The following is a 16271-nucleotide window of genomic DNA, read 5'->3' as shown; positions in this document are numbered from 1 at the left end:
TTTACAGTAACTTTAGACTGTGGGGGTCTTTCAATAATCCATTAATAAACTTAAAATAGAGCGATCGCACTAATTTAACATCATTAAGACAATAATCAATTACCTGCTGATGTTTACCGTCTTGCCATAGTATGGGTGCTAGTTTACCGCTACCAGATTTAGCACCTAGTCCATTAGTTACAGCTAGATTGTTAAGGTTATAACCACCTTTGGTTTTTCCTCTTACATAATGTCTGGGCATTCCCACAGCTTCCCTTACCTCACAGAGTAAATCAAAATCTGTGTTAATCTTCATCCCATTACTTTTACACAGCATATCATCGAAACTAATGGAATTAAAACCAATGAGGCGATCGCACAAACAATATAATTTATAGAATTTACGGAAACATTCACTGTTCCCCGTTCCCTGTTCCCTGTTCCCTTGATAATTAACAAAAGCCTCATATTTTCCCCAAGGTAAAGGAATAATATAGTTTTTTCCTAAGACTGTAATTAAATCAAAATTACGCCATGTGCCTATCACTGAGATTCCCATGTTATTAAAATCTGACCAGTGAGAGCAGTAACTATAATTAGGGTTCATCGGCTCTTTAATATTACGGATTAAGTTGATTATTTCACAGTCATAAATTAATAGTTTTTCCATTTTTTATTCTCCTAAAATACATAATCTAAAAAGTTAATTCTTCTGATTTCTGCAATATCTAAATAATTACAAGTAAAGGATTTAAAAATAAGAGTTGTAACGTTTTTCTTAGCTAATAATTTATCCTTAAAGAATTGACCATTATTTAATTTACCATAATAATAATGATGTGGTTTTAAGTCTTTAATATTAGTAATTAACTGCATTTATTACCTCCTGATTATTTATTATTTAAAAACTTGTTAATTTCTGCTTTATATAACAAATCTCTGGCAAACTCTAAATTACTGGAATTAACATATAAATTAAATCCTCTATCTGCTATTCCTTCAGGAGCATCAATTATAAAATCATCAATTTTGATAAAACCTAATAATTGAATAATTGAACGTAATTTATACCATTCAAAAGATGAGACTAATTGCATTTATTACCTCCTCAATTAATTAATCAAAATCAATCATGTCAAACCAAAATTCTCCTTGTGCATCTTCGCTATCATTAATGTACTCATGAAGATAATCAGATGCTTCCTGTGGTGTCTGATTGTTGTTAAATAGATGCTTATAGCTACTATTATATTTATTTAAGATGCGTTCAGAGAAATATTTAGATAATCTTTGATTTACTTCTTTTTCCCATTTTAGATATTCCATTTATTACCTCCTAAATTAAGGGGATTTCTCCCCTATCAAACACTGTTCCCTGTTCCCTCTATTTTATCATTAAATAAGTAGATTTTTCGCCAAATTCAGCATATTTTAGAGCTTCGGTATCTCCATTTTTTACTGCTTCTTTAAGTGCTTTTTTATCTACTTCTACCGTTACTCTTTGGTATTGTTCAGGATATGTTTTAGCATCTTCTACCAATAATTTTAAGGGTGCGGTCGATGCTTTTCTGATGGAGAGATTAAACTTATTTGTTCTTAGTTTATTTACTCCTATTTTTTCTAAATGTTGTTTAAGATATTCTTGTAACCATTCTATAGTTTTCTCATCTTTTTTAACTAGATTTTGCAGTCTTTCAGCTTCTGCTTTTCTGATTTCTAACCATTTTTTACGAGATTGAATTAATGATAAAATAGAGTCAACTTTATTATTAAAATCATCTCTGGTCTGGTCTGCTTCGGCTAAAATTTTTAAGTATTCTAGGTGTAAATCAGCAGGGATTGCTATACCTTCTAAATTCTCTATGGTTTCCTCTAATTCACAAAGGCGATCGCTCAATTCATATAATTTCATGGTTTTTTCTCCTTAATTGTTGGTGATGATGGGGAACGGGGAACGGTGATTAATTCCCCGAAATTTGGTGTTAGAATTTCTCTTTAAGTTTGTTAATGAGACTAATCAACATTCTGTTAATGCTTAATAATTCTTGGTTAATCTCTTGGATAGATTCTGATGTACAGTAACCAATTCTTTGAGCAATAATTAATTGAGTCTCCAGTTCATTACAGCTTCCCTGAGCTATGTTTAAGAATCTGATATACTCTGCTGTAGTTCTGCGTCCATAACCTTCAGCTATATTACTACTGATACTTACGGCACTTCTTCTTATCTGACTGGTTAGACCATAAATTTCTTCTTTAGGGAATGATTGAGTTAATCTGTAACATTGTTCAGCAATATCAATTCCTTTTTTCCATACCCGAAGATCTTTATAATCATTTACACTGTTCCCTGTTGCCTGTTCCCTGTTCCCTTGTTTAGTTTCTGTCATTATTTTTTCTCCATAATGTTATGAGTAGAGGGATTTAACCCTCTATTTTTTTCTAAATTGAATAACCTAAATAATCTTTATGGACATAATCACTAACATCTAATTTCTGTAAAATAACTATGTCTTCGTTAAAATCAATAACTAAATATTGTTCTTCTGTACTACTATCGTAAATAACTTCACCTACTCTGAGATTAATATTAGGTAAACATTTTTCAATTACTGTTACTTTTGTGTTCATAAATTAATGCTCTCCAAATATCTTGATAGTCTAATTTTGCTTGTTTGATTGATTTGTAGATACACCGTAACTGTCTGGTATCTGCACAATTAAGGTCATAGTAATGAACAACTTTTAGTAGGTAATTGTATTTAAACCCATCGAGAAAACGTTGTAATCTTTCCTGTCTTTCTCTCTCTAATCTTCGCTGTAACCATTTACTACGTTTCATTGTTACCTCCAAGAGGGCGGTCAACCCTCTTTAAATCATTAATTACTTACCTTTTTTCCCTCCTTTAACACCGTTCCCTGTTCCCTGTTCCCTGTTCCCTTGTTTAGGTGATTCAATATGATTAGCATAGACAAATAATCTTGATTTTTTCTCTCCTTCATCGGTTTCCCATACACTCTGTTCTAACTTTCCTTGTACAATTACATAACTGCCTGAGTGTAAATAATTACCCACAAAAGATGCTTGATTACCCCAACATTCTACGGGTATCCATGATGTTTTTTCCTCCCCTTTAATAACCGTATTTACCGCTATTGAGAAGGTAACTTTTACCGCTTCTCCGTAGATATTCATCTCTGGTTCTTTACCTATATAACCAGCTATTGTCACAGAATTAATCATTCTTAATACTCCTTATTTCTTTTTTTGGTTTTATTTCACTTCGGTTCTATACTAAGGCTTTTTTCTCTCTCTTAGTCTTCCCTAAGCTATGTTTCTATTATAACTAATTTTATCGAAAATTGCTAATATTTTATTAACCATGTTTGATAATTTTATATTAAAATATAATAAAAGAAAGTAAAGTAAGAGGTACAATAATGGAAAATATTAAAGACACATCAACAGTAACAATAGTTGAGGATTATTCAGTATTAAAATTTAATTTGTTAGAAGATAAAGACATCGAACAGGCTCAATTTATTTTTTCTGCGATTCGGGAATATGTTAAGCGTCATTTACAAGAAAAAATAGATTACGGAACAATCCCTTATTGTGGTAATAAACCAGTTTTATTTAAGCCTGGTGCTGAAAAATTATGCAGATTATTTAAGTTACGTCCTACCTTTGATTTAGTTGATAAAATTATTGACTATCAATCTCCTTTATTTCATTATCATTTTCGTTGTAATCTCTATCGTTTTGGAGAATTAGTCGGTCAAGCTGATGGTTTAGCTTCTAGTAAAGAAAAGAAATTTGACCGTACCGATAAAAGAGGTGTTTATGATTATTCTGTAGTTAATACAATTATGAAAATGGCTCAGAAAAGAGCTTTGGTGGCGGCTGTCCTCATTGTCTGCGGTGCTTCTGAATATTTCACTCAAGATTTAGATGATTAGTGATAGATATAAGCTCTAAATCGTTAGGTAAGGGTAAGGAACAGGGAATACTTACCATAAAGAGTTATAATTAATTAGAAAGGGGAAGTTTCCCCTCAAAATAAAACCAAAAAAAGAAAAAAAGTACTTTTTAATGAACTTGTTTTCTATAGTTCTATGATAACATTTCTAATACTTCCTAGTTTTGGCTACCGTTTATTAATAGTTTGTTGATATTTGTTCAAAATTTTATGGTTAAGCGTAAATCAAGTAAAATCCTTCCTGATGAATATAGGGAAAAGGCGATCGCCAATGATGTTCCTATTCCTACAGTTTATGCTAGACTACAAAGGGGATGGGATTTAGAGAAAGCAGTATCGTCTCCGCCAAAGAAAAATGCTCGTATAATTGAAGCGAAAAGGGATGAAGGTTGGTTAGTTCCGTCCGAGCGTCCTCGTTTAAAACATTCTTATTCGACCAATATACCAGAAGATATTGAACCATTATTTAATGAAGCTCTTTCAGAGAGTGGACTAACAAGGAGTGAGTTTATCGCCCATGCCATTGAAGAATATCTGACAAAACTATGGAAAAGGTAGGGAACGGGGAACAGGGAACGGGGAACGGGGCAGGTGTAAATATTTACAAGGAGAAAAAATTATTGGTTCATCCTATTATTAAACAACGTAGGCAACGGCTATTAATTAAACGGAAAATGACCAAACGTTGGTTCAGTACAGGAGAACAGGGAATAGATAATGAGGAAAAGAGATTACAGTGATTTAATTAATTGGTGATGGTGGCAAGTAATGGGGAAATGTTTAAAGAATTGTGGTAATTCCTGCGATCGCTTCTTCCTTAACTGAAATAAAGGACAATTACAACTATAAGGGGTAACAGTATAATATTTCTCTAGTTTGCCCTGCACTATATAGATATTATGTCCTACTTGTTGATAAGGTAATTGATAGCTTTTAGCTTGGGTATAGAGTAAGAGAAACTCCGCATAATCTCTATAACTGATGATACCTGATAAATTAGTCCATAACCCATTAAACCATAGTTCTGTTTTGAGGTCTTGATAACGATAATTATAATGACTGCGGTCAAGGTAGCATAAGGCTTTATCGATGAGGTAATGAGTGAAATGCTGTGAAATTAACTGATATGATGGATTCATAAAAACTATTTTTCAAAAACTAATAGATGTGTTTCCCCCATTACGGGGGATTGTTATTATGGGGTGTAAATATTTACACTGTTCCCCATTCCCTTGTAACTAATATTCTTCAGGTAACATGAGGGTATAACCGATACCATTAAAGCAACAGTAAAATTTAAGGTTAGGAATAAACAAAGTACGCATCTTGAACAGTTGTGGTTCGTCTTTATCTGCCTGACAATATAAGTAATTATCTTTAACCGTCCAGACTTGAAAATCCCTCAGCAACTCATCATTGATTATTGTTTCAGTGGTGATCGCCTCTGCTATATGCTTAATAATCAAGGCTAAATGACGGTTATCTGCTAATAGTTCCTGAATACCGATAGTAATATGTAGCATAAGTTTCTCCTTTATCGCTTGGTAATTCCCCTCTTACGAGGGGTGTAAATATTTACACTGTTCCCTGTTCCCTGCTCCCCGTTCCCTTTTAAGAACAGGTATGATAGTAGTCTTGTTCTTCGAGGTATAGTTGATAGAGATGGTCTAAGTGTTCGTCTTCCTTAAAGTCCTGATACTCTGCTAAATCGTTAAAGCCGAAATAACCCAACAATGACCAAATATGCTTACAACAAACTTCGTTACTATTAAGAGCGATGGATTGATTGGCGTAATCGTTACAGTTACAAAAAATATAAGAATCATGGGGGATTAATAAGTATTCTGTTCCTTTGCCTTCATTGATAGCAGTGTAACTATGGTCGGGGTTGTCGATTATCTCTATATCTGCGGTTCTTTCCTTTCTGTTGAGGGCGATCGCTTCTCTTACTTCCGACGCTCTGACGGTGATGACTTCCCCAGATTTTAGATTAACTAAACAATGGTCAGGAGATTTTATGGTAATAGATTTAATCTCTTTACGTTCCAACCATGTGACAGCACAGATATTAGTAAAGTTATATAGAATATGCGACATTATAAAGTTTCCTTATTTCTTTTTTTGGTTTATTCCCCATGCTTTTAATGTCGTCAGGGGTTTGGACAAATAAAATTAAGCGATGATAGCTTTTTTATTATGTTTTGCTTTATTGCGTATTTTTGTTGCCCCGTAAGTTTCGGCTAAATCATCGATACCTTTATTAGAAGATTTACGGTAACGGCTTGGAGTGGTGGCAAAATACCAACATTTACGGGTAGCGTGCCATTTACAGTTAAGCTCTTTCAAGGCTTCTTTATGGGGTTTAGTGTCTCCATCAATCCAGACCCATAAACCGACTAAGTAAATATCAACATTATTCATTTGTAGGCTTAAGAGCCTATCGATAATGTCCATTAATGCGGTTTCAGTTTCATGATTATATTTATAGGTGTGGGTTTTACCTTCGCTGTCGGTGGTGGTTTCCCCGTCCAACTGTCTTAATATCTCCTCATACTGGCGATTAATGTCTTGCATGGTTGCAGTGTCTCCACCTAAGTCAGGATGATATTTCATCGCTAATTCTTTATAGAGTTTTTTAGCTTCCGCTACTGTTGAGCATTCTTTAAAGTAGTTCATGATTAGAGCCTTAATTTCTTTTTTTGGTTTATTTCCCTAGCTTTTAATGTCGTCAGAGGATTGGACAATTAGAGTTAAAAATTATCGTTATTGTATGGTTCTTGCCATCTCTGGTATTGTGGTTCTGGTTCTTCAAAGTTTCTGAAGTCGTCAACCCATATCGTTACTTCTTCATCGGCATAGTATGGGGGATAATAACAGCAATACAACTCCTCTAAATTATCTTCTTCTTCGTAATATTCCCCGTCGTCTTCTTCCACATCTACCCAGTGATCCATTACATAGTAGGAATAGGACACTATCATTCTCTATCCCCTCCATTATTTAACATAAAGTTCATAATACATAAATACTTATCTCTTTTTTTGGTTACTAATATTTTAACATATTTTTATTAGACATGGCTAATAAAATATTAGCAATTTATGATAATTTAAGTTATAATAAAGATATAAACCAAGAAAAGAAACAAGGTAACTTATGAGAACTGAACTAAACAATATTAAATCTTTGGAACGTGCTTTATCTGACTTAGATGCGATTGCCGTCTTATTGGCTGATGTAATGAATCGTTATCATCTCCCTAGTGATTTGGGGCGTTCTCAATACTATTTAGAATTTGTCATTGAGAGACTAGAGAATGAATTAGAAGAAATTAAATTTAATCAGTTTGTAGCTTAAATTATTGCCCCTGAAGGGGGCTTATCCTATGCAATACACTACTATTAATCAATTTCTTAAGCATAACCCTGATATTTTCTACGAATTTACTCCTAATAATTCCAATAGGGTTCAGCTTAAAATTACTCTTAAATGGTCTGACTCTAGACATAAACCTATTACCGACATACTTCGTTATCAAGGTAGATCATACGCTCTCCAGCCTACCCATAAAGGTAAAAATCTGACTATATTTATTTGGTAATTTCTCACACCGTCCGACAGGGCGGAATTACCAAGCGTTCGGACTCCCCACCAACACACCCCATAACCATAAAAACAACACTAACTATTTTTATCTCACTTACGCCCATCGGGTGGGGAAAAACAATCAATGGAGCGGTAAACTAACATCAAGCGTTTTCTTTCTTCACCAGTGAAACAGCGACAACAACAGGGTGGGGCGGTAGGTGGTAAAAAGAAAGCGATCGATTCTTTATCATTGTTCCCTGTTCCCTTTGAGGAGGCATTGACCAAAAAAAGGGGATTTCTCCCCCAATGAATTATTTAGCAACAGGCACTCTGACCAACCATTTATCGTTGCCTAGTGGGTTTAACAAGATATTTCCTGTTTTCCTTACCCATTTCCTTACAAATATCTCTGGTCTTCCTTCAAATTCTAGGTGCAGTAACCATTCTCCTCTTATGTGCGATCGCTTCAATGCCCATGATTGACACTGATAATATAGACTACTGCCGACAACTACTTTATAATAAACTTTAGATTTCATTTTGTTCATTTTCCTTATTTCTTTTTTTGGTTGATAAATATGCGGATTTAAGGCATCGCATCCAGCCCATTAACTAACTTAATGCGGGGTAATAGCTGTTAATTAATGTTTCGTCTCCTTCAATTACTAGCCTTACTTTTTTATTTTTGCTTCTCATTTTTAAGCTACCATCTGGCACATTACACGGAATACTCACACAATAACTATTCATCTCTGATACTTTTCTTACCAGTACTGACTCCCCTATCGCTTGACTCCATAAATATGCAAACTCTGACGGTAACTGCTTAAACCATACCTCGGCTACATATCCTGTATAACTGCGATCGCTCTCTCTCCAATAAAAATCGATAGCAGAAGAATTTTGTGCAATAACTGCAATCATCGGATAATCTACTTTTAATTGTTTAATCATTTTTTACTCCTAAATTTCAATAAAAATATCTATTACTTATTACTTATTACTGATTATTTAAAAAGGTATTTCAGAGTATGTTTCTCTTTCTTCATACTCTTTAAAAATTTTTTCTATATAGTTTTTCATCTCACTTACTTTCATTATTTCTCCTTGCCAATTAATAAAAGTACCGTTAAAAGCTACCTCTAATTCATCTAGGAGATTGTTTTCAAAATAGATTTCAATCTTCATAAACTGCAACATAATCTAGTTACCTCAAATATTTTTTGTCGTTTTCTACACAGCGAAGGGAGTCAAGGGTGTTACCTTTTTCTTAGTGATAAATTTTCCTTAGATCGAACCAGTAAATTAGGATAAATACCAGTGAACTTTGATCGACAAAAAACAATTAAATTTAGAGCTTTAGAAAATGTTAGTTACAGTTTCTGTAATGGTTAGTAAAACTTGCTTGTAGCCTATTTGTTTAGATCTTCTTAGTAAGAAATTTTCCATTTTCACTCCCAGTGGGTTTGTATTTCACCAATGTATTTTATAAGACAAAAAAACAATCAAATTTCGCACTTTAGAAGACCTTAGTAAATACGGTACAGCTTAGTTGACTACCACCCTTTACCCCGTAGCTAAAATTGAGAAACCTGAAAAATTGCCCTCACCCAACTTTATGAATACTGCCCTCACCTAATTAATTAAGCGAAGGTGGGTCTATGAAAGCCCGTAGCCCTCACCAGTCTCTATGACAATAAATGACTAAACTTTGCTAAGACGGGCTGACCCCACCAGTTAACCATAAGTAACAGCAGGGGCGATCGCCAATAATAAAAAAAAAAGGGGACAACGCCCCAAGCAACTCAGAACGGCAGGGAAACCCACCAGCCACCACCAACTGCAACCAGCCCGAACGAAGCAGGAGGAACAACGCCACCCAACCAAACGCAACAAGGAACACCACAACCCAAGGCAAAGGCGAGAGAAGCCCAAGAACCAGAACCGCCGCCACAGAAACAAACCGAAGAAACAGGGGAAGGGGCAACCACCGCAGGACAAGCACCAGAGGGGAAAGAAAACAACACCCCCCCCGAAGAAGCCAAAGCCCGAACAAACCGCACCGAGCGCAACGCAAAAGCACGACGACCACCACCAACCACCCGAAACACACGGGCAGACGGCACAGCAGAACGGACAACCGAGTCAACCCCCGACGCACAACCGACAAACACAACGGACTCAGACCCCACCCCCGACAACACCAACGGCAACACAGCAGGAACGACCGACCGAGAACCAGAAAAACCGACCACCCCAGACCCCAAACCAGAACGCACGGGCAAAGGCAAAGCCAACAAAGACACAACACCAACCGCCGACGAGGACGGACGAAAGAACAATGTCTCTCTGGATGCACGGCGAACTAGCGAAGTCATAGGGCAAGAGGGGCAAATAAATAAATGGAGCATAGCGACCACCACAAAACTATAGCCCCTAGTAGCTTGTGTTAACCCTTGACGAGCGTTAATATAAATGGAGCATAGCGACCACCACTAAATGTTTCGCCGTGCTACAATGAGAAAGCCTGTCGGTAGTCAGTCTTCACCAGAGTGATTAAATTACTGTTCCCTGTTGACTATTCCTTGTTTTCCCGTAATGATTAATTCTCCTTCTGCGTATTGACCATCTAAATAATTAATTAAAACAGTAATAGGGACATTATTAATAATCACTAAACCCTTATCTTTATTAAGTAAAATTCCTTGTGGTGGAGCGGATAATTCCTCAATAAAATCAATGTATAAATAACCATAAACAAGAGCTAATGGTTTATTAATTCCTTTAAAGATAGAGGTAGTATAATCTTTATTTAAAGTTAGTCTTATTTCTTCTGTTGTTGTTTTCTTTCCTAAGTTTAAAATTAATTGTCTGTTATTCCATGCTAAATATCCACTAACAGTAATAATAATTGCTATTGCCCATGTTATAATGTTAGCAACATTTTTCTTGAGGGTAAATTTAGTATTTTTTATATTGTCTAAATATTCAGGATATAATAGTTTAGGATTATCTAAATAAAGTTTAATTAATTGTTTTTCTGTTATTAAGATACCAGTTGCTTTTTCCTGTGCTATTTTATCTAGTTTATAGGCTTGGATAGTATCATAACTGCACTTTTTACCAGTCTTCTCATAAACATAATTAGCAATTTTAGGATAAGAAGTAATCCCTTCCGCTTCCGCTTCTTTACAGAGTTTAAATACCTCTTTTCTCCGTTCTAATATTTTATAATTTCTCTGCATAATTTCCCCCTTCCCTTAATAAATAATAAGGTATTATAGAGGATGCGATCGCATCTTTTCCCATTCTAATCAAAGCAGAGAGAGGATGGAGATTAGCAATTTTATCTTCGGCAAAACGGAATTTAGAGGATACTTTTTTAACTTCAGTTTGGTCAACGGGGAGAACAATTTTAGTGGAGGAATTACCAATAACATCAGGGGATAAATGACGTTCAGATTGAGAAGCAACAACCAAACCTAAACCAAATTTACGACCATCAGCCATAATTCTGGACATAGCCGAGTAATCTTTTTTAGGCATTTCCTTCGCTTCATCAATAAAAATAAATGTCCTTAACCCTGTTCCCTGTTCCCCGTTCCCCGTTCCCTCTACATCACCCATTAGTTTATGAGAAACCATTAACTGCGAAGCAAAAGATTCACCTGCTATAGCACCAATATAATTAGGTAATTTGGAGAGGTCAAGGCGGAGAATACCACCGTTAGAGAGTAATGGTAATTGAGGACGGGAGAAAATACCATATTGAAAAGTAGGTTCTAACTTTAATTGTAATTTCTGAGCATCTTTATCCCCAGACTCAGCAAGAGATTTAATTTTATCCTCTAAATGAGAAAAATTAGGGGGAGAATTAGACCATGTAGAAATATCATTTTGTTGAATACCTGCATCTAAATATAATTCCTTGAGAATAAGTAATAGTTTACCCTCCTGTACAGAACCGAGATTAAGAGTTTGTTTGAGAATGTTAGTAACAATTAATGATTGAATATTACTACCGCCACCCTCTGGATCTGGATTGATAATTAAGGGATTAATACCATACTCACTAATCATATTTAGGGGAATATAACGCTCTCGGTCTATCTGCTGGTCTCCATGAAAATCAATTATGTAAATATTTACAGTCGGATAATGTCTATATAAATTAAGTGCGATCGCCTTTAATGTTTGAGTTTTACCAGAACCAGAAGCTCCGATGGTAACAATATGTTGATTAGGTAAGGTTTCAGGATTCCAGTAACAATTATCACCTAACTTTATTCCCTGTTGCCCATTCCCCGTTTCCTGTTCCCTTCTAATATTTAATTTTACTGGTGGCGTGTTCATTATTTCTTCCTTCTATAATCCCACGGTTTCTCGTAATTACCTGCCCATACTCCTATTCTGTTCCTCTTTGCGATTACCCCTGCTTTTTTTACTTTTCCCCATGTCGGACAATCATCTTTATAGCGTTCATAAGGGTAAACCATTCCTACTTTTACCTGTAACTCCTGTACTAACTGACCATTAGGCAAATATACCTCTGCTACACTCCTACCGTATCTATCTATTTCTGTAATATTAAGGGATACCTGATAATTATATTGTTGAAGAAGCGATCGCAAATAATCTCTGCTAGGGATACCTAAAGGTTGGGCTTTTTCAGGAGCATCAACACAGGCAAACCGAATCTTTAATTGAGTATTATCCTTAAAAACTCGGAAGGTGTCACCATCATAAATAGAATCAGGAATAACAGTATAATTGCTGTAAATATTTACACTGTTCCCTGTTCCCTGTTCCCCGTTCCCTTGTAAAACACTGTTGCCCGTTCTCTGTTCCCTATTCCCTGTTAAGCCTATAAAGAAAGAGAAAAAGAGGAGGATAAAGGGTAAGAATAAAGGATTAATATTCATGATAAAAAGAAGTGATAATCATTGGTATGAGGTATATTTTGGAAGTATTGCTGTGAACCTGTATAAAAAATGTCTAAAGCGTACTCTCTACCAGCTTCTAAAAACATTTTGTCAGTGTCTGGGTTCTTTTCCATAATTAGACCAGTCTCTACATCAGTAATGGTATAGTCATAATTTTCACCACTGTTCAGATAACCATAACCACCATCATTAACTAAATATTCTTTAGTAGTGAGAACAGAGAAAGTATAATGGTCACTCTCATCCCATGCGTCCACAAAATCTTCCATTAAAAGATTGTTAGGATAACCCCAAGAACCAATAGTTTGTAGTTTGAACCCTTCATTACTGACAGTAGAATAATTATAAGGATGCCATTCTCTCGGTTTATTATTGTAAAGAGCGACCCCATAACTACCTAATGAGTCTCCATCATCTGTTACCCTTAACTGTAAATTAGTATCTGTGGTATTAAGAGAATCAAAATACCAATTAAAGTCTGGCACATTATTATTATTGATTACCGCTAATGGATTACCACTACTATCTAACAATTCCATGTTAATTTTATCTGTATTGTTAACTATCTGGATTGCTAGAGAACCACCCTCATAAATTAGATCATAAATATGGGTAGAGGTATATTGGAAATCTTTAATATTGGTAATATCATATATTTGTTCATTACCGAGGTCATAATGGAAATTATCAACTAAATTGAAAGATAAATTGTAGTCAACATCTGTAGCAGTTTCTTGGTCAACCCTGACAATATAATTGCCTACCTCCAACAATTGTGATAAATTTTGGTCATAATAGCCTTCTGTTACCGATGCTATTTCAGTTAAGTTTTCATCATACAAAAATAAGTCAATATAGGAGTTACCTACTAATTTTTCTACAGTAAGATTATAAAATCCTCGTTCACCTATAGGTAAATGATAAAAGTTAGAACTAAAACCATAAACTGTTTGGGTTGTGTCTGGTATCTCTGTTATCCCCATTATGGGATTCTCTATGGTTAATTCTGTGTCATACCAACTTGACAAATAATAATCTCCAGCAGGAAAGAACTGAATATCTTTAGAACCGTATCCTACATTTTGATTATCGCTATTGGCAAAATAGATATTTCCACTTGTTGATGACCATTGAATAAACTGAGGTTCTGTCAAACTAAACCCATAATAAATATCTCCTGTTAACGATATTGTTATTTCTTCTGATGGCGCACTTAGCTGGTTCTGTTGTGCTTTTTCCCAATTAGTCAATACTTTTATAACTGATAAATTATAATTATCTACTTCTTCATTTCTATTATAAATATTGATGTCTAATATATAATCACCGGGGGATAGTGTTTGAGAAAAGTTCTCTTCTGATGTAACATTATAAGAACCATTAATATAATTATTATCAATAGAAAATAGTTCAATATCATAATCATCATCACCATTAATATTGAGGTTAAATTCTATCTCTTTTTCTTCTTCTATTCTGAGTAGATAATGACCGAAACCACTATCAGTTATCTCTGTTCCTAAATTAATAATTGGTATTGTTATCTGCGCTGTCTCTAACTGCCATTGTTGTACTCCATCATAATTATCGGTGTTGTACCATGTTGATAAATAGTAAGTACCGGGGTTAAGATTAACGACTAATTCTTCTTGTTGGTCAATACTGTAGCTACCTTTTATCCATTCTTCATTACTATCATAAATCTCTAAATCGTAGTCAGTACCAGTCTCCATGATTAAGGTAAATTGATAAAGACCCGTATGAGGGATAATTATCGGTTCATAATATAATCCTGTACCTGTAATATTAGTGAGAGGAGTATAACTATATTCTCCACTTATTTCTGGGGGCGGTGGTGGCGGTAAATTTTTCTTCGCTATATTAAAACTCTCATAATGTTCATCTGTAATGGTTGTTAAATCAATATTAATGGATTGTCCGATATTATTTTTTCCTGATAAATCAGTAATGACTATTTCATAATCTCCTTGTTGTAATTGCCAAACAAATACTTGTTCACCGTCTCCCATTTCTATCAGAGGATGGTACAATACATTACCTTCATTATCTTTTAATAAAACATCTACAAAAGCATTATTATTCTGGGTTATTTTAAATTCTCTATAGTTATTATCCGTGATAATTAAGGGAATAATTAATTGATTATAATAAGAATTAATATTAATATTTTGAGTTAATAATTCATCAATGCTAAGAGGATTAAAAGATTGTTTAGCGGATAAAGTAACAGGATTTATCTCTCCTTGATAGCTTTTATTATTATCAATAACACCGTTCCCTGTTCCCTGTTCCCCGTTCCCTTGCAAAAAAACACCGTTCCCTGTTCCCTGTTCCCCGTTCCCTTGCAAAAAAACACCGTTCCCTTGTAAAACAGAAACTAAAGCAAAATTATAATCAAATTGTAGGTCAGAATTAGAGAGTATTTGTATTTGATAATTACCTGCTTCTAACTCCCATAAATAAGTATAAATTCCCCCATATTCTTGGTCAAAAATAGGTACTTTAATTACCTGTCCATCTTTCCATAGTTTAATAGTAACATCATCAGAATTAATGGAGAATTGATATTTACCATTATCAGTTAGACTAAAATTAATGAAATCCTCTGTATCATTACCACCAATTATTTCTGACTGATTATTTACCCATGTGGACAGAAAAGGATTATTTCCTAAATTAGTGTAAAAGTCTGTGGGTAATATATCCAGAGTTCTGTAACTAAAAGTATATTGTAAGGGGCTTAATGGTCTTAGTTCTAGTCGATAATTACCTGAACTTAATTCTAAATTACTAAAGTCTGTTCCCTCATTACCAGACATAATTAAGATATTATCTCTGTAAATATTTACAGTTAAAGGGTTATTAGCAGAGAAGTCTAAGAAAACTCTCTGTAACTCCGTTAAAGTAAAGGTATAGGTATCAATACGGTCTATCAATGATTTAGATAATGATTGTAAAGAATCACTGAGTGCGATCGCAGTACCGATAGATGGTGCGGAAGTTCCTCTAGTTCTAGGCATAGTTTTATCTTCAATCAGTTACTTGTGTGTTCCGAAGTTCCCTATTGATAACTAACAGGCTCAAACTTAATCCCTTTCTTACAGATAGGAGTGTAATTAATTTGAGAGGAGTTAGGGTTAAAGTCCATTACTTTAGTTTCCCCTTGTTTAAGAGTCCATCGATAATTAGTATTGGGGAAGTCATAAGCAGTTTTCTGGAAAGGAGCTAAATTTAGTCGAGCGATACCACAGCTATTAGCTTTTAATTTAGTGATTCTAGTATTTCCCGTATAAATACCGTTACTGTCGTCCCACTCACCGTACCAGTAAACAGTGTGGGTCGAGTAAGGTTGAATCAATTGGGGATGGTAAAGATAAATAGCTTCTGGGGTGACAATAAAACTGATACTACCCGTACCATCTCCTGCATCCCATATTACTCCGTCAAGAATATAACTACCCCCCACCTGCTGACAACTAGGTTTTGGATAATTAGTTAAATCAGTATAATTAGTCCAATAGTACCAATAATCATTTTCTTTAAAATAAAGGTCTTGGTAATTACCAGAATTGAGGATAGGGTAACTATCAGTGTTACTCATCTTAATTAAGCCACACTGGTCTGCCGTTACCGTTCTGGTTTTTATATAGCCTGTCTGTTCTACTTTATACTCTGTTTCTGGGATTAAATCATTAAAATAAACTTTATTATCTTTAACCCCAATTACTGACTGAGCATAACTAGGCAAGGTCAGGAAAAG

General features: G+C 34.7%; 28 protein-coding genes. 5 read left to right on the top strand and 23 right to left on the bottom strand.

The genetic code is table 11. The features are described 5' to 3' along the window. Position 1 precedes the first annotated feature (1 nt). From Dongsha4_RS17850 to Dongsha4_RS17810, 9 genes are all read right to left on the bottom strand, one after another. Complete coding sequence (locus Dongsha4_RS17850; protein WP_330203625.1) at positions 2–649, bottom strand: hypothetical protein; 648 nt, start codon at positions 647–649, stop codon at positions 2–4. Between the two features lie 11 nt (positions 650–660). Continuing rightward, positions 661–855, bottom strand: coding sequence for a hypothetical protein (locus tag Dongsha4_RS17845; protein WP_330203624.1), 195 nt, complete (start codon positions 853–855; stop codon positions 661–663). 14 nt (positions 856–869) lie between these two features. Beyond that, on the bottom strand, positions 870–1076 hold the full coding sequence (locus Dongsha4_RS17840) for a hypothetical protein (RefSeq protein WP_320000943.1): 207 nt from the start codon (positions 1074–1076) through the stop codon (positions 870–872). A gap of 19 nt (positions 1077–1095) precedes the next feature. Further along, complete coding sequence (locus Dongsha4_RS17835) at positions 1096–1305, bottom strand: hypothetical protein (protein ID WP_320000944.1); 210 nt, start codon at positions 1303–1305, stop codon at positions 1096–1098. Positions 1306–1363: 58 nt separating this feature from the next. Then, a complete protein-coding gene (locus tag Dongsha4_RS17830; protein WP_330203623.1) occupies positions 1364–1891 on the bottom strand; it encodes a siphovirus Gp157 family protein in 528 nt (175 codons plus the stop codon). A 70-nt stretch (positions 1892–1961) separates the two neighbouring features. After that, positions 1962–2369: a four helix bundle protein gene (locus Dongsha4_RS17825; protein ID WP_320000946.1), complete on the bottom strand. Its 408-nt coding sequence runs from the start codon at positions 2367–2369 to the stop codon at positions 1962–1964. A 52-nt stretch (positions 2370–2421) separates the two neighbouring features. Beyond that, complete coding sequence (locus Dongsha4_RS17820; RefSeq protein ID WP_320000947.1) at positions 2422–2610, bottom strand: hypothetical protein; 189 nt, start codon at positions 2608–2610, stop codon at positions 2422–2424. After that, positions 2585–2821: a hypothetical protein gene (locus Dongsha4_RS17815; RefSeq protein WP_320000948.1), complete on the bottom strand. Its 237-nt coding sequence runs from the start codon at positions 2819–2821 to the stop codon at positions 2585–2587. Before Dongsha4_RS17815 ends, Dongsha4_RS17820 begins: the two co-directional genes overlap by 26 nt. 42 nt (positions 2822–2863) lie before the next feature. Continuing rightward, a complete protein-coding gene (locus Dongsha4_RS17810) occupies positions 2864–3223 on the bottom strand; it encodes a single-stranded DNA-binding protein (protein ID WP_320000949.1) in 360 nt (119 codons plus the stop codon). A 197-nt stretch (positions 3224–3420) separates the two neighbouring features. Here Dongsha4_RS17810 and Dongsha4_RS17805 point away from each other — a divergent pair, with 197 nt between their 5' ends. The 3 genes from Dongsha4_RS17805 to Dongsha4_RS17795 all read left to right on the top strand — a co-directional run bounded on the left by Dongsha4_RS17805 (position 3421) and on the right by Dongsha4_RS17795 (position 4699). Then, positions 3421–3939, top strand: a complete 519-nt coding sequence (locus Dongsha4_RS17805; RefSeq protein WP_330203622.1) for a hypothetical protein — start codon at positions 3421–3423, stop codon at positions 3937–3939. Positions 3940–4169: 230 nt separating this feature from the next. Further along, positions 4170–4517, top strand: a complete 348-nt coding sequence (locus tag Dongsha4_RS17800) for a hypothetical protein (RefSeq protein ID WP_330203621.1) — start codon at positions 4170–4172, stop codon at positions 4515–4517. Then, on the top strand, positions 4505–4699 hold the full coding sequence (locus Dongsha4_RS17795) for a hypothetical protein (RefSeq protein ID WP_330203620.1): 195 nt from the start codon (positions 4505–4507) through the stop codon (positions 4697–4699). Before Dongsha4_RS17800 ends, Dongsha4_RS17795 begins: the two co-directional genes overlap by 13 nt. Here the strand turns inward: Dongsha4_RS17795 and Dongsha4_RS17790 are convergent. The 5 genes from Dongsha4_RS17790 to Dongsha4_RS17770 all read right to left on the bottom strand — a co-directional run bounded on the left by Dongsha4_RS17790 (position 4691) and on the right by Dongsha4_RS17770 (position 6940). Beyond that, a complete protein-coding gene (locus tag Dongsha4_RS17790; protein WP_330203619.1) occupies positions 4691–5098 on the bottom strand; it encodes a hypothetical protein in 408 nt (135 codons plus the stop codon). The genes Dongsha4_RS17795 and Dongsha4_RS17790 overlap by 9 nt on opposite strands. A 99-nt stretch (positions 5099–5197) precedes the next feature. Further along, positions 5198–5482 carry a hypothetical protein gene (locus tag Dongsha4_RS17785; protein WP_330203618.1) on the bottom strand — a complete coding sequence of 95 codons (285 nt, stop codon included), beginning with the start codon at positions 5480–5482 and terminating at the stop codon, positions 5198–5200. 88 nt (positions 5483–5570) lie between these two features. Then, the gene (locus Dongsha4_RS17780) at positions 5571–6056 is read right to left on the bottom strand and encodes a hypothetical protein (protein WP_330203617.1); all 486 of its coding nucleotides are present in this window, start codon (positions 6054–6056) and stop codon (positions 5571–5573) included. 75 nt (positions 6057–6131) lie between these two features. After that, entirely contained in the window at positions 6132–6635 is a 504-nt protein-coding gene (locus Dongsha4_RS17775; protein ID WP_330203616.1) for a hypothetical protein, read from the bottom strand. 74 nt (positions 6636–6709) lie between these two features. Further along, on the bottom strand, positions 6710–6940 hold the full coding sequence (locus tag Dongsha4_RS17770) for a hypothetical protein (RefSeq protein WP_330203615.1): 231 nt from the start codon (positions 6938–6940) through the stop codon (positions 6710–6712). Between the two features lie 175 nt (positions 6941–7115). Between Dongsha4_RS17770 and Dongsha4_RS17765 the strand changes: the two genes are divergently transcribed. Both Dongsha4_RS17765 and Dongsha4_RS17760 read left to right on the top strand, forming a co-directional pair. Then, positions 7116–7316 (top strand): hypothetical protein, encoded by a 201-nt coding sequence (locus Dongsha4_RS17765; protein ID WP_330203614.1) that lies wholly within the window; start codon positions 7116–7118, stop codon positions 7314–7316. 415 nt (positions 7317–7731) lie between these two features. Next, a complete protein-coding gene (locus tag Dongsha4_RS17760) occupies positions 7732–7857 on the top strand; it encodes a hypothetical protein (protein WP_330203613.1) in 126 nt (41 codons plus the stop codon). 1 nt (position 7858) lies between these two features. On the opposite strand, the gene Dongsha4_RS17755 is transcribed toward Dongsha4_RS17760, so the two are convergent. The 9 genes from Dongsha4_RS17755 to Dongsha4_RS17715 all read right to left on the bottom strand — a co-directional run bounded on the left by Dongsha4_RS17755 (position 7859) and on the right by Dongsha4_RS17715 (position 16259). Then, the gene (locus Dongsha4_RS17755) at positions 7859–8086 is read right to left on the bottom strand and encodes a hypothetical protein (protein WP_320000958.1); all 228 of its coding nucleotides are present in this window, start codon (positions 8084–8086) and stop codon (positions 7859–7861) included. Between the two features lie 73 nt (positions 8087–8159). Then, a complete protein-coding gene (locus tag Dongsha4_RS17750) occupies positions 8160–8501 on the bottom strand; it encodes a hypothetical protein (protein WP_330203612.1) in 342 nt (113 codons plus the stop codon). 57 nt (positions 8502–8558) lie between these two features. Then, positions 8559–8735 (bottom strand): hypothetical protein, encoded by a 177-nt coding sequence (locus Dongsha4_RS17745; protein ID WP_330203611.1) that lies wholly within the window; start codon positions 8733–8735, stop codon positions 8559–8561. 617 nt (positions 8736–9352) lie between these two features. Continuing rightward, on the bottom strand, positions 9353–9610 hold the full coding sequence (locus Dongsha4_RS17740) for a hypothetical protein (RefSeq protein ID WP_330203610.1): 258 nt from the start codon (positions 9608–9610) through the stop codon (positions 9353–9355). A gap of 498 nt (positions 9611–10108) precedes the next feature. Beyond that, entirely contained in the window at positions 10109–10792 is a 684-nt protein-coding gene (locus tag Dongsha4_RS17735; RefSeq protein ID WP_330203609.1) for a hypothetical protein, read from the bottom strand. Continuing rightward, the gene (locus Dongsha4_RS17730) at positions 10776–11900 is read right to left on the bottom strand and encodes an ATP-binding protein (protein WP_330203608.1); all 1125 of its coding nucleotides are present in this window, start codon (positions 11898–11900) and stop codon (positions 10776–10778) included. The genes Dongsha4_RS17735 and Dongsha4_RS17730 overlap by 17 nt, the downstream gene beginning before the upstream one ends. Further along, positions 11900–12469 (bottom strand): thermonuclease family protein, encoded by a 570-nt coding sequence (locus Dongsha4_RS17725; RefSeq protein ID WP_330203607.1) that lies wholly within the window; start codon positions 12467–12469, stop codon positions 11900–11902. The genes Dongsha4_RS17730 and Dongsha4_RS17725 overlap by 1 nt, the downstream gene beginning before the upstream one ends. Next, positions 12466–15531, bottom strand: a complete 3066-nt coding sequence (locus tag Dongsha4_RS17720; RefSeq protein WP_330203606.1) for a hypothetical protein — start codon at positions 15529–15531, stop codon at positions 12466–12468. The genes Dongsha4_RS17725 and Dongsha4_RS17720 overlap by 4 nt, the downstream gene beginning before the upstream one ends. Before the next feature lie 41 nt (positions 15532–15572). Further along, complete coding sequence (locus Dongsha4_RS17715) at positions 15573–16259, bottom strand: hypothetical protein (RefSeq protein ID WP_330203605.1); 687 nt, start codon at positions 16257–16259, stop codon at positions 15573–15575. Positions 16260–16271: the final 12 nt, after the last annotated feature.

The organism is Cyanobacterium sp. Dongsha4 (assembly GCF_036345015.1).
Lineage (GTDB): Bacteria > Cyanobacteriota > Cyanobacteriia > Cyanobacteriales > Cyanobacteriaceae > PCC-10605.
The sequence above is the reverse complement of the archived record's forward strand: the minus strand, read 5'-3'. Positions and strand labels throughout refer to the sequence as shown.

Bases quoted from the DNA above. Each gene is read 5' to 3' on its own strand.
- Dongsha4_RS17830 (WP_330203623.1), bottom strand. From the start codon at position 1,891: ATGAAATTATATGAATTGAGCGATCGCCTTTGTGAATTAGAGGAAACC.
- Dongsha4_RS17815 (WP_320000948.1), bottom strand. From the start codon at position 2,821: ATGAAACGTAGTAAATGGTTACAGCGAAGATTAGAGAGAGAAAGACAG.
- Dongsha4_RS17785 (WP_330203618.1), bottom strand. From the start codon at position 5,482: ATGCTACATATTACTATCGGTATTCAGGAACTATTAGCAGATAACCGT.
- Dongsha4_RS17845 (WP_330203624.1), bottom strand. From the start codon at position 855: ATGCAGTTAATTACTAATATTAAAGACTTAAAACCACATCATTATTAT.
- Dongsha4_RS17750 (WP_330203612.1), bottom strand. From the start codon at position 8,501: ATGATTAAACAATTAAAAGTAGATTATCCGATGATTGCAGTTATTGCA.
- Dongsha4_RS17720 (WP_330203606.1), bottom strand. From the start codon at position 15,531: ATGCCTAGAACTAGAGGAACTTCCGCACCATCTATCGGTACTGCGATC.
- Dongsha4_RS17840 (WP_320000943.1), bottom strand. From the start codon at position 1,076: ATGCAATTAGTCTCATCTTTTGAATGGTATAAATTACGTTCAATTATT.
- Dongsha4_RS17725 (WP_330203607.1), bottom strand. From the start codon at position 12,469: ATGAATATTAATCCTTTATTCTTACCCTTTATCCTCCTCTTTTTCTCT.
- Dongsha4_RS17730 (WP_330203608.1), bottom strand. From the start codon at position 11,900: ATGAACACGCCACCAGTAAAATTAAATATTAGAAGGGAACAGGAAACG.
- Dongsha4_RS17795 (WP_330203620.1), top strand. From the start codon at position 4,505: ATGGAAAAGGTAGGGAACGGGGAACAGGGAACGGGGAACGGGGCAGGT.
- Dongsha4_RS17810 (WP_320000949.1), bottom strand. From the start codon at position 3,223: ATGATTAATTCTGTGACAATAGCTGGTTATATAGGTAAAGAACCAGAG.
- Dongsha4_RS17780 (WP_330203617.1), bottom strand. From the start codon at position 6,056: ATGTCGCATATTCTATATAACTTTACTAATATCTGTGCTGTCACATGG.
- Dongsha4_RS17790 (WP_330203619.1), bottom strand. From the start codon at position 5,098: ATGAATCCATCATATCAGTTAATTTCACAGCATTTCACTCATTACCTC.
- Dongsha4_RS17755 (WP_320000958.1), bottom strand. From the start codon at position 8,086: ATGAAATCTAAAGTTTATTATAAAGTAGTTGTCGGCAGTAGTCTATAT.
- Dongsha4_RS17775 (WP_330203616.1), bottom strand. From the start codon at position 6,635: ATGAACTACTTTAAAGAATGCTCAACAGTAGCGGAAGCTAAAAAACTC.
- Dongsha4_RS17800 (WP_330203621.1), top strand. From the start codon at position 4,170: ATGGTTAAGCGTAAATCAAGTAAAATCCTTCCTGATGAATATAGGGAA.
- Dongsha4_RS17735 (WP_330203609.1), bottom strand. From the start codon at position 10,792: ATGCAGAGAAATTATAAAATATTAGAACGGAGAAAAGAGGTATTTAAA.
- Dongsha4_RS17835 (WP_320000944.1), bottom strand. From the start codon at position 1,305: ATGGAATATCTAAAATGGGAAAAAGAAGTAAATCAAAGATTATCTAAA.
- Dongsha4_RS17745 (WP_330203611.1), bottom strand. From the start codon at position 8,735: ATGAAGATTGAAATCTATTTTGAAAACAATCTCCTAGATGAATTAGAG.
- Dongsha4_RS17770 (WP_330203615.1), bottom strand. From the start codon at position 6,940: ATGATAGTGTCCTATTCCTACTATGTAATGGATCACTGGGTAGATGTG.
- Dongsha4_RS17765 (WP_330203614.1), top strand. From the start codon at position 7,116: ATGAGAACTGAACTAAACAATATTAAATCTTTGGAACGTGCTTTATCT.
- Dongsha4_RS17850 (WP_330203625.1), bottom strand. From the start codon at position 649: ATGGAAAAACTATTAATTTATGACTGTGAAATAATCAACTTAATCCGT.
- Dongsha4_RS17805 (WP_330203622.1), top strand. From the start codon at position 3,421: ATGGAAAATATTAAAGACACATCAACAGTAACAATAGTTGAGGATTAT.
- Dongsha4_RS17820 (WP_320000947.1), bottom strand. From the start codon at position 2,610: ATGAACACAAAAGTAACAGTAATTGAAAAATGTTTACCTAATATTAAT.
- Dongsha4_RS17825 (WP_320000946.1), bottom strand. From the start codon at position 2,369: ATGACAGAAACTAAACAAGGGAACAGGGAACAGGCAACAGGGAACAGT.